This window comes from Pseudoalteromonas sp. XMcav2-N (assembly GCF_024124545.1).
In the GTDB taxonomy this organism is placed as follows: Bacteria; Pseudomonadota; Gammaproteobacteria; order Enterobacterales; family Alteromonadaceae; genus Pseudoalteromonas.
The window spans coordinates 19142-32701 of the sequence record NZ_JAMXSF010000027.1 but is presented as its reverse complement, the minus strand read 5'-3'; the positions used below and the strand labels follow the sequence as shown (position 1 = coordinate 32701).

Here is a 13560-nt window from a genome sequence, read left to right as displayed (position 1 = left end):
AGGAAAGGTAATGAATAAAATATTGATAATGGTGGTGGCATTTTTCTTATCGGCGAGTGTATTTTCAACAGAGTCGCTCTTAAGTGAGCGAGCGTTTACTGAAAATTTCATAAAACATATTAAGAAGAACGGGAGTAAAAGGGACTATGAATTTGAAAGTGAACTAAAAATCAGAGCGAAAGATGATAAGAGTGGTGAGCATATTATTTATATGGGAAATGCTTACGATACTTACCGCTCTGGGCACAAAACCTTAGAGCAGGTCTATACGAGCTATTCTGCGGCGTTAAACAATCAACTAACTGCACTGAAAAATACAGAAGTTCAGACCATCATGCCTGTCATTAAGCCAATTGATTATCTTGAAGGCGTTAAAAGACAGCTCAAGGAAGCTGGCTATGAGGGAGAGGCGCTGCCATTTTTCTACCAGCAACTCAACGAGGACCTAATCAGGCTGTTTGCCTTTGACTCTGAGGATAGCATGCGATTTGTATCGCCGGATGATGTTAAGCGGCACGATATTGAAGCCACTATCTCGGATATTGCCGGTCAAAATATGCGTCGTTACTTTGAGAGTTTTGATACTGGGGTACAGAAGCTGGATACCGAAGGTGAGGGAGACGTCTATGTCTTTGTGGCTGATGATAACTATGAAGCCTCAGTGCTAACTGTCTTCGATCATTTACAAAGTACATTGAATCTGAAAGGCGAGCCAATCATCTTCGTACCCGCAAGAAATATAGTCATTATTGCCGATATAACGGAGCTCGCTGCTGTACAAAAAGCACATATGATAGCCTTGGGTGTCTACTCAGAGTATAGCTATACAATCTCACCTCATGGCTACGTTTATCAGGGGGGAGAGTGGATAAGGATCACGCCTGACTTGTCAAAGGAATAAGTTAATACTCAGTGTGTCAGGAGTGTTTTCTACAGCTGGCAATATGAAGTGCTATACAAAGCATTTATGCTCGGTATAGCACTAAGCGTGCAATCACTCCTGATCGTGAAACATATCTTCGAGCTTAAGCCCGGTCAATTTTTTCAATGAATTGAGCAGGTAATAGAGTGCGATAAAAAAGACAATCATCGTCGGCACCATGATCACCGGATAGCTTAGAGCGGTCATTCGACCCAGCTCATTATTGTAAGCTTCTGTACCCGCCGGGCTGACCACTATCATTTTGGCCAGGATATAGTTCAGTGCAGAAGACAGGAAAAACGCGCTGGCGAGAATTTTTGACGCGCCCATCTGAACCTTGCTCAACTTATCACTGTTGCCTTTTTCTGCCAGTGCCTTTTCTATGCCTTCAATGTCCATAACCGTGTCGTTAAACATCAGAGTTTTCAGCAAAGGGTACTTAGTATATTGGCTGACAATAATACCAATACCGATAAGACCCGGGATCAGCGCTTCTTTGATGGCGATGTACTTAGCATCCAGCTCTAGCAGGCTGATCCCACCGGTGAGCAGTACAGAGACGATCCCCAGCCCGGAAATAAAACTAAACTTGCCGGTATTCTTGCGCTCCCAAAGGCCAAATCCGAGAGGAAAAAGCAGTGCGATGACCACACCGAGTGCCGGACCCAGATATTGCTCGCCCGAAAGTTTAGTCAGGATAACCACTGGAATAATGATGTTAAAAATCATCTGGCTGAAAAAGCCACTTTGTTTCTTATTGGACGACGACACTTTGTCCCCTGTAGTTCTAAACAACGAATGGCCTGAGTTTACGGCAAAGCGGGGCAAAAGGGCAACTTTGGGCGTAAGACGAGTAGCTGATAAAAAAGAAGCTGCATATAGCAGCTTCCAGATAGCAAGAGAATGAAGGGTTAGTTACAGAAATTCTTAACCCAGGTTAGATCATTCACTCGATGCGGAACATGGAACAGTTTGGTTGCGGCAGCTGTTTGAGGGTCGAGCTCGTAAATCGCTGCATCGGCATTGCGCTCACGACCTGAAACGTACAGTGCCCCCTCAGGTGAAATAGCCAGTCCGGAAGCCCAGTTTACGCCATGCTTGCCTATCAATGTCAGTTCAAGGTTTGCATCTGCGCTATACAGTGCGGTGCCGGTCAGGACATACAGAGTATTGCCGTCTGCTGAGTAGGCAATATCACCATTTTTAAAATCTTCATCTGAGGCTTTCATTTTACCCAGTACGCGCTTTTCACCTGTTGTTACGTCATAATCGTAAGCGTAAGTGCGGCTGGTGGCTTTTAGCACGTCACCGGATACGTCGTAAGCCAGTCGGATCACTTTATAGCCGTCGGTGACAGACTCCAGTGCTTGTGTCTGCGTGCTGAGGTCATAGCTGTAAATATGAGAAGCGCGCGTTTTACTGCTCTGCTGATCAATAAAATACAGTTTGCCGTTGTGTGAAGCGATATTCGACGCTGTATTGTTCAGGTTGATCACTTTGTCAGACTGACCTGAGCTTAGATCTATCTGGTGGACATAACCTTGTTCAGCATCACCGTAATAGTTAATGGCATATAACCCGCCCTTACAGACAGCGTTGTCACTTGGTAGCTGACCAATGAAGGCTCCACCGCGTAATTCCATAGAGCCGCTGAAGCTGTTCGCAACAATGGGCATAGTCGCCGTGCCATGGGGAGCCGTAATATCTGCTTGAGGTGCCAAAATTACGCCTTCCGTTTGCAAACCCGCCAGGTTAAGTGTGGTTGCATTCGTAAAGTTAAAAATAGTGCGGTGCCTATGCTGGGTCAGCGTCGCGTAGCTCTTGTTATTTAACGGTGCGAAATTATGCCCGTCACCTGAGATATTGAAAACAATCGTGGCATTGTCTGGAATACCCGATACATCAAAGGTATGGCTGGCCTGGATGTCCTTACCAGATAAATTAAACACCTGTACGCCGCTGCTGTTATCACCTGTCAGGTATAAACCACCCCATTGTTTCAGGATGTCACCAGTTTGTGGCAGGGCTGCCAGGCTGGCTGAGAGTGCCAACATATCAGACTGAGCATCAGCAAAGTCAACAGGCAAGGTCGTGGCATTGGCAGTCACCTGAGCACCGGCTTCCAAACCTAAACGCACTGCTTCGCTGATTTTATCTGTTTGGCCACCAGCAATAATATGACCGACATATTGTCTGCCATTGATGTACTGAATGTCGCCACCTGCAACCAGGTAGTGTGTGTTAAGGGCACTGCTATGGCCATATCCGATAGAATAGCCATTGAGGCTGACGTCATCGCCTGCAAATACGGCACCCAGTGCATTTCCCGATGTTGAGTAAAAATCATCAAATACCAGCGCGGCATAACCTTTATTTAGATCATGCTCAGATGATGCGCTTACCGAAAATGCACAGGCAACCAGCGCGCCTGCGAACAGCTTTTTCTTCATTAAGTTCTCCACGAGTTAGGCCTGCGGCTATGCTTAAACGCAGCTGCCCTTGTCAAAAATTCGCCTATTCTAGTTCTTTTATACTAATTTGTCTTTATTTTTCTTTGCGTTTGTACCTTATTTGTGATTTTTTCGGGTTCAGCGTGAGCCAGGGGAGAATGAAAAGTGAGCTATGCCAGGAGCCTGAAGCAAACTTCGCTGTGCCACTTTGATACTGATAAAAATGCCTGGCCAGATTTTGCAACAGACTGATGCGTTTTTGTGTATAAAGCGTCTGAGTTGTTTAATCCTGTAGATCCAATACAATGCGTCAGTTGGGCATGAAGTGCCCCCTAAGGACAATAACAATAATAACAGGACCTCATCATGGAGATCAGAAAGCTCAATTCCCTGAGAGGGATGGCAGCATTAATCGTTTTTGTAACCCACTTCAGTGATATCACACATTGGCTGGACGGCGCGCTGGGAGGCGGGGCAGGTGCATATGGAGTGATGCTGTTTTTCCTGCTGAGTGGCTTTTTAATGTCTTACCTTTATCTGGCTAAGGACTTTGGTACAAACAGTGTAAAGCGCTACCTGGTTGCGCGCTTTGCCCGTGTTGTGCCGCTTTATGCGCTGGTGGTCTTGGCGTCGTTTGCGCTGACAAAGGTTGGCAGCGATCTGCTCTATCATATTCCCGATCATCAGGCTTTGCTGGGGCATCTTTTATTCCTTTACGGCGACAGCGTGCTCTGGTCTATTCCACCCGAAGTTCAGTTTTATTTTGTGTTTGTGCTGCTGTGGGCGCTCGCTGCGAACCGGCCTGGTTATATTTACCTGCTGATTGTCGGATGCCTGTTACTGTTATTTTTTACAAACTTTCCTCGTATCTATGGCGACATTTACGGTGTGCCATATAATCAGTTCACCGTGCTGCGCAGTTTGCCTTATTTCTTTATTGGCGTGGTATTCGGATTACATTACAAAACCCTGACTATTCCTGCGTATCTGAAGAAACATCGGTTTGTGTTTGTATTGTGTCTAATTCCCCTGATGTACCCAGAGTTATCGCCCATTACTTCGGACGCCAAAAACCGCATGTGGCTCAGTTATGAGGTACTGTTGGTCATGAGCTGTGTGTTTTTCTGTGTGGTTTTTCTGGTACCCGACAACAATATCCTGCTTACCAACAAGGTTGGGGACTTCTTTGGCAAAATCTCTTATTCCCTGTACTTGTTACATATGCCAGTGATCATGCAAGTAAACCGTTTTGAACTGGCTGTAGAAATTAAGCTTGTACTGTCTTTAATTTTGAGTGTCGCGTGTGCTTACCTCTCATTTATTTGCTTTGAAAAACCGCTTGCCAGACTTATTCGTAACAGCGCTTTTGCACAGCATAGTGCGACTATGGCTGTCTCTGCTCGATGAAGGCTGAACGTTTAACTCACTTTACAGGTGATTAATCGAATTCCTTGCCACTTTTTGTGAACTCTTGCCCCAAATTCGGGTCTGGTTTACAGGTAGCCGCTTATTGCTGGTTTTTGCGCGGCTTGTACACCCAAGACACTCGTTATTCAGGGAGCAAGTTACTACATTATGGGATCAGACAATTCACCGGCATTGAGCCTGGGCGAGCCGCTCCAGGTGTGTGATAAGCAAAGAAAACGGGCTGTGCGTAAGCGCTGGATCTTAACCGGCTCCACCAGCGCGGTATTAAAGCAGCTGACCTTACCTATGCTGTGGGCGATTCTGGCCTTATTCAGCGCCGACCTGATAGAACTCTATTTTGCTTCGCGTCTGGGGGTGGATGAACTGACGGCAATGAGTTTTACCTTACCTATCCAGGCGACCTTGTTTGCATTTGCCATTGGTCTTGGCATTGTGGTGGCCACCCGGCTGACACAGGCTAGAGAAGTGGAGCAGCTGGCTGCCGTGAGCCTGATTTTTACGGTACTGGTCGGCGCCACGCTTGCGGCTGTCATCTGGCTGGGTTTACAGCCGCTGTTGACGATGCTGGGGTTTTTAGAATTTACCGCACGGGAACAAGTCTGGCCTGCACTTGAGCGCTATATGCAGTATCGTCTTGGCGCGGTAGTGTTTTTCTTCATCGTAATGGTTGTATTTGGGGTACTTCGAGCCTTTGGTAATATGCGTGGCGCCGCGCAGTTATTGGTGTTATTTGCCGGGTTACAGATAGTGATGAGCGCTGCACTATATACGCCCTGGGCGCAATCAGCTTTACCCTTAAGTGGGCTGGAGCGTCTTGGGGTTGCCCATTTTGTAGCGGCAATGAGTGCAAGTTTGTACGCTCTTTACTTGTTGCGTGTTAAAGAAAATATAGCACTGAAAGTTCATCTGTTGTCACAGCAAAGTCGCCAGGCGTTTCGTCGTTTGTTCCGGCTGTTTGTGCCGGTTGTCGCTATGCAACTACTCACTCCGCTGGCCCAGTCGTTATTAATGATGATCGTGGCTTCTCAGGGCAGTGACGCCGTTGCAGCCTTTGGCGTGGTGATGCGCATAGAGCCGCTTGCGCTGCTGCTGCCTATGGTGCTGACTACTTCATTGCCTATCTTCGTCGGCCAAAACTGGGCGGCGAACAAATCATTGCGGGTGCGCAGAGGAATAAAACAGGCGCTGGCCGTTTGTATTCTCTGGCAGGGCGCCATAGCAATTGCCTTATTCTGGGGGGCCGATATGCTGGGGGTTGGCTTCTGTAAACAGTCTTTTGTTAGCCAATCAATTGAGCTGGCGATGTGTATTCTGCCGATATCTTATGCGGCACTGGCAGGTGTGATGCTGTATGTGAGTTGCTGTAATGCCATAGGTCGCAGCGGGTTAGCGCTGAATGTCACGCTGGTGCGCTTGTTTGTGTTATCGCTGCCGGGGGCGTTTATTGGCGCTCAGCTCAACGGCTTTCAGGGTATTGTCTGGGCACTGGCATTGGCAAACTTTTTGGTTGGAGCGTGGTTGTTGTATGGGGCCATACATTCACGCAGTATGCAGCCAAGGGTAGCCACAGGCTGATAAGATATGCAGGGCCTGATAAGTCAGGCCCTGTGACCGAGCGGTGTTACTTCAGGTCGATACTTAATGCACAGTGATCTGCAAGCATATTGTCTGGGGTCATGTCAGCAAAGTAGTGGAACTGAGCACTCCCTGTCTGATAATCCTCTTTCATGGACTTAGCGACAAGAATATGATCAATCGGTGCCGGGTAGTAGGGGTGGCAACCGGTTAGCATTTGATTTGCGTTGAACACCGGGGCTTTATCCATATTATTCGGGTGGGCATTTGCGGCACCCTGAGGGTAATACAGATCTCTGCTCAAACGGTTGTAAGGCGCAGTCAGTCTGTGGTTAAAGTCACCCAGCACGATGAAGTTGGCTTGCGCTTTGGCTTTTTTCTCGACCCAGTTATCTAAAATGGGCGCCTGCTGCGAAAGTATCTTACAAGCTTCTTTGTCAGAGCGCTTGTAGTCATCTACAAAGCAACCACTTTTCAGGTGCACGTTCAATAGGTGAAGTGCTTCTCCCTGATAATTAAGCTGGATCTCAAGGCCATTTCTGAGGCCCGGTTTAATAGTTGAGAAAGTACTATGCTGGACGACTTTATCAATGGTCAGGGACTTTTTCACCACGAAGGCCACTTTTTGTTGCGTTGAGTCGTTACCACTTTTTCGACAAGTATAGGTTTTACTGTCGGCCCTGTCCGACATGACGATATGCCAGTGCTTATCCGAAAACACCTGACTGACGGCTGCCGCAGAGGCTACTTCCTGTAGCGCAATCACATCTGCGTTTAAGGCATGTGCGTACTGTTTTAAATCGGCGATTTCGGCAGTCTTTCTTGGTTTGCATCCGGTTTCATCAGATGCCGATAAGTGCTCAATATTCCAGGTGGCGATACGCAGTGCTTGATTCGGCGTTGCATGACCCTGATGAGAATGAGACAGAGCGGGTGTGGCAAATAACAGTGCACAAAGTGCCATAATCGGGGTGTGAGCTGAAGGGATCATCGTGCTTTTAAATTCATAAAATTGCAATAGTGTTATAGTGTATCAAGATTATTGCTGTTTGATGATACAAGTTAGAATATTTGCGTTAAATTCATCAAAAAATCAGACGTTCTGTTACTGGGTTTCCGAACATGTCGTTCTTCCACAGTGGGCCAATAAAAAGTCGATCAGCACCCGCACGCGCTTGGCTTTTTGACTGTTGCGGTGAAAATATACATAGAGTGGCGAGTAGGGGCACCAGTAGTCGGATAATATTGGGATCAGGGTACCGTCAGCAAACTGTTTGGTGACCATAGGTTCTACAATACGCCCTATGCCGATGCCTTTATGTGCGGCATCCAGCATCAGATCTGTGTCATTGACCGTCAGTACACCAGGTACATCAACACTAAACCTTTCCCCATCTCGGTCAAGATACAGGGGGGCTATCTGATTGGAGGCAATAAATCGGTAATGGATCATCTTATGATTTTTTAGCGCGTCAGGCATCAAGGGTAATCCGAACTGCTCAATATAGCTGTGTGAGGCAAACAACGCCTCTTTCATCGAGGGCGTTAAGGGACGGGCGACCATGCCTTCTTCGACTCGATCACCAAATCGGATCCCCAAATCAAACCCTTCTTTGAGAATATCTATTGCTGCATCTGACACCGAAATTTCCAGGTTAATCTCTGGGTATTGCTTGCAGAACTGCGCATATATCGGCTTAAGCAAATACTGATAAACAAACCTGGGAGTCGTCAGTCTGACCTTACCTGATGGGATCTGGCTTTGATCGCGTACTTCTTCTAGCGCATAGCTGAGCTCATTGACTGAGTTATAGGTGCGATTGAATAGCAGTCGCCCAGCTTCGGTTAACTCAATACGACGTGTTGTTCTGGTAAACAGAGGCAACCCAAGCTGCACTTCCAACGACTTTAGCGCGTTACTGACTGAGGGGGCTGCCAATTCAAGCTTCTTTGCAGCCTTAGTAATACTGCCTTCCAGCACAATAGTGTGAAACATGATCAATTGGTTAAAAGAAGCGCCATTCATACCATGCTATTCAGAGAATGATTGTTAGTTTTAGGCTATCAATTAATTAGCGAATGGGCATCTAATTTTTATCAATTTTTCGAAATATACTGCACACCTGACAAAAAACAAAGCGTGTCTCAAGGCATTTTTCCGTTTTATACTGTGAAGAGGGTAACTATGAGCAAAGTGGTTGTTATTTCCGGACACCCAAATTTGGCAGCTTCTAACACCAATCGCGTGATCCTAAATGAGATCGCCCAGACCGTATCAGAAGTAGATATTCGTCGTTTGGATGAGCTCTATCCGGACTTTAAAATTGATATAAATGCCGAGCAAAATGCTTTGCTATCGGCAGATGTCATCGTACTGCAATTTCCATTTTACTGGTATTCAGTGCCGGCACTGCTCAAAAAGTGGCTTGATGACGTTTTAAGCTATAACTTTGCGTATGGTGCCAGTGGTGACAAACTCAAAGGCAAGGCGTGTATTTTGTCGTTCACCGTCGGCGGACCCGAATCGTCTTATGATCCGCTTGGCTACAATCACTTTGAAATAGGACAAATGATCCGGCCTTTACAGCAAACGGTGTATTTAACTGGCATGCAATTCATTGAGCCTGTTTATACCCATGGCATGGTGTATATACCCGGAGTTTATAATGAACTGTCGGAGGTGCAGAGCAAAGCGAAAGTACATGCGTCTCGTTTGTGTGACCGCATTGATACTGTATTGTGCGACCCGGTTGCGCAAATTGAACAATTCGCCCGGCACTGGTTCTCCCGCTTTGATGTGTTACCTGCAGAGGATGTTGAGTTTACTCAGTATTTATCCGATGACGTAGCGATGAATATGATGGGTGAGCAATATCAGGGGCATGAAGGGTTCAGGGATTGGTATGCAACAGCCAGGCGCACCTTTAGACCAGGCTGTCAGCATCAGATTGAGCAAATCAAGGTCAATATGAAGTATGCGGGTCAGTATTTGGTTGAATTACGAGTGCGTCTGATAGCTGACACTTTTAGCGACTCGTCGCTGGGTGGTCGGTCTGTTAACCTCTTGGTGAATGAAGTCTGGCAGCTCAGCCTGGTTGGTACCACAATCCTCATCGAGGATTACCAGGTTGTTGAGGCTGGACACACAGACGAGTAGGCGAAATGAGCAGGTTCCAAGTTATGAAAATATTCTTATGGTCCACAATTGCATTAATGCTTACTTCAGCGTTTGTGCATGCCACCCCAAAATCTGAGCTTCCCCGCCTACACCAGGCTGTGATCAGTGGTGATCTTGCGTTGGTAGAGCGTTTGCTTAATGCCGGTGCTGATGTTAACCAACTTGACACCAGGATGGGGAACAGTCCATTGCATATTGCTGCGCAGACTGACCACACTCAGATACTGGCGTTGCTGATCAAGGAGGGGGCGTTTATCAATTTACAGGCACCACGTTCTGGCTTTACGGCATTAATGATTGCGACCTGGTATTCAAAGCCAGAAAACATCATTGAGCTATTCAAACATCCTGAACTGAATATCGAACTGAAAACGCCTTCAGGTGCTAAAGCTGAGCAACTAATCGGAGGTTGGGACAAGCAAATTACACCCAGTGAAGCGCGCCGTTACGATAAATTGAGAGTGCTGTTTGCCCATAAGCGTGCTCAGCAACAGGCTATGCTGGACAGTCAGAAAATCCTTAATGTGATTGAAAGTGACATAGTCAGTGAAGCGCAGAAAGTGGATCAGGTTGCAGCTTTAATTGCTGATGGTCAGGACGTTAACCAGCGCCGGCCTGTCTATTCAAACCGCAATGACTGGCATACGCCATTGTTGGTTGCAGCAAGAGAAGGGTATACCCGTTTGGTAAAGCTGCTACTGGCACACAATGCCGATCAGACAATTCCGGGTTACCCTATGAACGCAATCGCCATGCATAAGGCTGGGTATATGGGGCATGCGGACATAGTCAGGCTGCTAGTTGGGGACAGACGTGCACCCTTGGTTCTAAATACACAGGGACCAAACAATGGTTATACGCCGTTACACGATGCAATCTGGCATGGGCACAGTGAGGCGGCCGTTGAGTTCATAAAAGGTGGCGCACAGTTACAGCTCAAAACTTATGAAAATGATACGCCGTTGGATCTTGCCGAGCGATATCAATACACGCAAATTGTGGAAGCTTTGTTGAACCAATATCGGGTTGTTCAATCTGACTGAGTCCGTTGGTAGCTGAAGCAAGGATGCGACGTTTACAGGACAACAAGATAAATTGAAAAGTAAACTAGTTAGTGTAAAAATACCCTCAGTATAAGCCATAAAAAATTCACTCAATACCATGACCGTTAAAGTTACCCGCAGTATGCTCAAGCGTCAGGCCATTATAGATGGTGCTCTGAGCGCGTTTCAGCAATATGGTGTCAGCGACACCAGCATGGACAAGATTGCACAGACAGCTCAGGTTTCGAAGCGCACCGTTTACAATCATTTTGAGAGCAAAGAGCAGTTAGTTACCCATATCATCAAAGAAATTTGGCGTCAGAATATCCTCACCTGTGAGCTTGAGTATCAGCCAGACACCGAGTTGGATGTGCAGCTAGCCGCCTTATTAAAAAATGAGCTGGACTTTCTGAGTAACCAAAATTTGCAGGAGCTGATCCGGGTAGCGATTGGGTATTGTCTGTTTAATCCTGAGATATTTACCACTGAAATGAGCGAGTTTTTCGAGCAGGAAACCGCGTTAATCCGCTGGATAAAGCAGGCCGTTTCGGCAGGTCGATTGCGTCAGGTTGAACCGCATAAAGCACATGCTCAGTTGATCAGCCTGCTGAAAGGGCAAGCATTCTGGCCACAGATCTTACACCAGCAGCCGGCATTAACGAATGCGCAAATTGAGGAATTAACAGAGGATACAGTGGCCTTCTTTCTGGCGTATTATCAGGCGTGATGTCAGGTCGCAGCGACACACCTTTTGTCTTCGCAGCGGGTCACTAACAGCGCACGGAGAACACTTTGTTCTCAGGAGAAGAAATACGAATGTGGGACAACGCTTTCATTAAAAGTGGGTTATGCGTTTTAACGAAAGTTCTTGTCGAGAAGTATCTGAGAGAGCGTTGAGTTGTACTACACTAAGTGTCATCAACAGTAAGGAAAGAAATAATGACATTACGTGCACTCGTTCTTATGATTACACATGCGTTCGTTGGATTTGCTGGCTTCGCAGCTGGTATTTATATGTTGCCCATTTTAACCGCGCCTCCTGCGCCGAATGAGGGGGCGGTCACCGCTGCATCCCTTGGGGCTGATTATTCAGCACAGTTTCGAAAGTCGTTGCAAGACAGCGATGCCCTGCATTGGGGCGAAGGAATGGTTTCTATCAGCAAAGATCACATTACTCTGCTTGGCGAGCTAGCCCCTGGTCCGGATTATCGTTTATACCTGTCTCCTCAGTTTGTGGAAACTGAAGCTGACTTTAATCGCCTCAAAACTAGCATGGTTGAAGTCGGTGATATCAAAACGTTTAGTAACTTTGTGGTCGATGTACCTAAGCAAATCAACCCGGCGGATTACAATACTGTGATTGTCTGGTGCGAAGCCTTTGGCGAGTTTATTACGGCGGCTCAGTATCAGTAGCGCTCAGTCACAAAATAGTCATTGAGTGTTCCTACTTCGGTAATAGAGCACCTCTATTGTTATCTCCCTTAAGAATAATAACGCTTTCTTTTGACGTAAACTTAGGAATAACAATGAAAAAAATAACTTCACTCTCTGCTGTGATCGCGGCTTTGGTTTTGGCTGGCTGTGATGACGACAAAACCGAAGTGGTTGAGGTAGAAAAAGCCGTTGTTACCACAGACACAAAAACTCAGGTGGTAGAAGTCGAAAAAACAGTGGTAGTGACCGACACGGTCACTGAAATCAAAACAATTGAAGTACCGGTTGTGGTTGAAGTGCCAGCTGGTGGTGCTAATAATATGCAGGTTGGCACACGTCCGAACTTTCTGATCCAGGACATGGATGAAGGCGAGTTAAAAGACAAACTGGCGCAATGCTCGAACGGTCCATTCTATAAAACTGACTTTTCTATTGGTCACCGCGGTGCACCAATGCAATTCCCTGAGCACACTAAAGAGTCTTACCTTGCGGCGGCTAAAATGGGCGCAGGTATTCTTGAGTGTGACGTTACCTTTACCAAAGACAAAGAGTTGGTATGTCGTCACTCTCAGTGCGACTTGCATACCACCACGAATATTCTGGAAACTGACTTAGCGCAGAATTGCTCTACGCCGTTTGAGCCTGCTGATCCTGAAAATGGAGTTGTGGCAAAGGCTAAGTGCTGTACGAGTGACATTACCCTGGCGGAGTTTAAGACGTTAGAAGGTAAAATGGACGCGTCTAACCCAAATGGGACCACCGTTGCTGAATACATGGATGGCACGTCAAAGTGGCGCACGGACCTGTATTCTAGCCGCGGTACACTTATGACCCATGCTGAAAGTATTGCCTTATTCAAAGAGTTGGGTGTAAAAATGACACCTGAACTTAAGTCACCATCAGTGACCATGCCTTTTGATGGCTTTTCTCAGCAGGACTACGCACAGAAGATGATCGACGAATATAAGGCCGCGGGTGTTGAGCCTAAGCATGTCTGGGCACAGTCATTTAATCGTGATGACATTAATTACTGGATTGCGCAAAACCCTGAGTTTGGGGCACAAGCAGTGTACCTGGATGACCGTTATGACGCACAAACCGCAGCCAATGAGCAGGGAGTCACACCACAGCAGCTGGTTAATAACCCTGAGCTGCTTGTTCCAACCATGGCTGAACTGGCGGCTGATGGCGTGAAGATCATCGCACCTCCTATGTGGGTGCTGGTTACCGAAGAAAATGGTGAGATGGTGCCTTCTGCCTATGCAAAGGCTGCTCGTGAAGCTGGGCTTGGGATCATTACCTGGACGCTGGAGCGTTCCGGTCACCTTGCCACCGGCGGCGGTTGGTACTACCAAAGTGTCAACGGTGCACACCGTGGTGAAAGCATGATCAACAATGACGGCGATACCTTTAAGCTACTCGACGTACTGGCTAAAGACGTGGGCGTAATGGGCGTATTCTCTGACTGGCCTGCAACAACGACCTACTACGCAAGCTGTATGGGCATGCCTGCGAGCATCTGATCCGACC

The 13560-nt window shown here is 47.0% G+C and carries 12 protein-coding genes; 8 read left to right on the top strand and 4 right to left on the bottom strand.

The window, feature by feature from the left end; all coding sequences use genetic code 11:
• Positions 1–10: 10 nt before the first annotated feature.
• Complete coding sequence (locus NH568_RS22930; RefSeq protein WP_253110781.1) at positions 11–901, top strand: DUF1444 family protein; 891 nt, start codon at positions 11–13, stop codon at positions 899–901.
• A 93-nt stretch (positions 902–994) separates the two neighbouring features.
• On the opposite strand, the gene NH568_RS22925 is transcribed toward NH568_RS22930, so the two are convergent.
• Together NH568_RS22925 and NH568_RS22920 are read right to left on the bottom strand one after the other, a co-directional pair.
• Positions 995–1651 carry a VC0807 family protein gene (locus NH568_RS22925; protein WP_253110833.1) on the bottom strand — a complete coding sequence of 219 codons (657 nt, stop codon included), beginning with the start codon at positions 1649–1651 and terminating at the stop codon, positions 995–997.
• A gap of 182 nt (positions 1652–1833) precedes the next feature.
• Entirely contained in the window at positions 1834–3372 is a 1539-nt protein-coding gene (locus NH568_RS22920) for a choice-of-anchor A family protein (RefSeq protein WP_253110779.1), read from the bottom strand.
• Between the two features lie 366 nt (positions 3373–3738).
• Between NH568_RS22920 and NH568_RS22915 the strand changes: the two genes are divergently transcribed.
• Positions 3739–4779: an acyltransferase gene (locus NH568_RS22915; protein ID WP_253110777.1), complete on the top strand. Its 1041-nt coding sequence runs from the start codon at positions 3739–3741 to the stop codon at positions 4777–4779.
• Positions 4780–4947: 168 nt separating this feature from the next.
• Positions 4948–6375, top strand: coding sequence for an MATE family efflux transporter (locus tag NH568_RS22910; protein WP_253110774.1), 1428 nt, complete (start codon positions 4948–4950; stop codon positions 6373–6375).
• Between the two features lie 46 nt (positions 6376–6421).
• On the opposite strand, the gene NH568_RS22905 is transcribed toward NH568_RS22910, so the two are convergent.
• Together NH568_RS22905 and NH568_RS22900 are read right to left on the bottom strand one after the other, a co-directional pair.
• The gene (locus tag NH568_RS22905) at positions 6422–7366 is read right to left on the bottom strand and encodes an endonuclease/exonuclease/phosphatase family protein (RefSeq protein ID WP_253110755.1); all 945 of its coding nucleotides are present in this window, start codon (positions 7364–7366) and stop codon (positions 6422–6424) included.
• A 114-nt stretch (positions 7367–7480) separates the two neighbouring features.
• Positions 7481–8401 (bottom strand): LysR family transcriptional regulator, encoded by a 921-nt coding sequence (locus NH568_RS22900; RefSeq protein WP_290444432.1) that lies wholly within the window; start codon positions 8399–8401, stop codon positions 7481–7483.
• A 159-nt stretch (positions 8402–8560) separates the two neighbouring features.
• Here NH568_RS22900 and NH568_RS22895 point away from each other — a divergent pair, with 159 nt between their 5' ends.
• The 5 genes from NH568_RS22895 (at position 8561) to NH568_RS22875 (ending at position 13553) form a co-directional block, all read left to right on the top strand.
• Positions 8561–9532: an NAD(P)H-dependent oxidoreductase gene (locus NH568_RS22895; RefSeq protein WP_253110749.1), complete on the top strand. Its 972-nt coding sequence runs from the start codon at positions 8561–8563 to the stop codon at positions 9530–9532.
• Between the two features lie 23 nt (positions 9533–9555).
• Positions 9556–10596: an ankyrin repeat domain-containing protein gene (locus tag NH568_RS22890; RefSeq protein ID WP_253110746.1), complete on the top strand. Its 1041-nt coding sequence runs from the start codon at positions 9556–9558 to the stop codon at positions 10594–10596.
• A gap of 118 nt (positions 10597–10714) precedes the next feature.
• Positions 10715–11323, top strand: a complete 609-nt coding sequence (locus tag NH568_RS22885) for a TetR/AcrR family transcriptional regulator C-terminal domain-containing protein (RefSeq protein ID WP_253110743.1) — start codon at positions 10715–10717, stop codon at positions 11321–11323.
• A gap of 212 nt (positions 11324–11535) precedes the next feature.
• Positions 11536–12009: a DM13 domain-containing protein gene (locus NH568_RS22880; RefSeq protein WP_253110740.1), complete on the top strand. Its 474-nt coding sequence runs from the start codon at positions 11536–11538 to the stop codon at positions 12007–12009.
• 113 nt (positions 12010–12122) lie between these two features.
• Positions 12123–13553: a glycerophosphodiester phosphodiesterase family protein gene (locus NH568_RS22875; RefSeq protein WP_253110737.1), complete on the top strand. Its 1431-nt coding sequence runs from the start codon at positions 12123–12125 to the stop codon at positions 13551–13553.
• Positions 13554–13560: the final 7 nt, after the last annotated feature.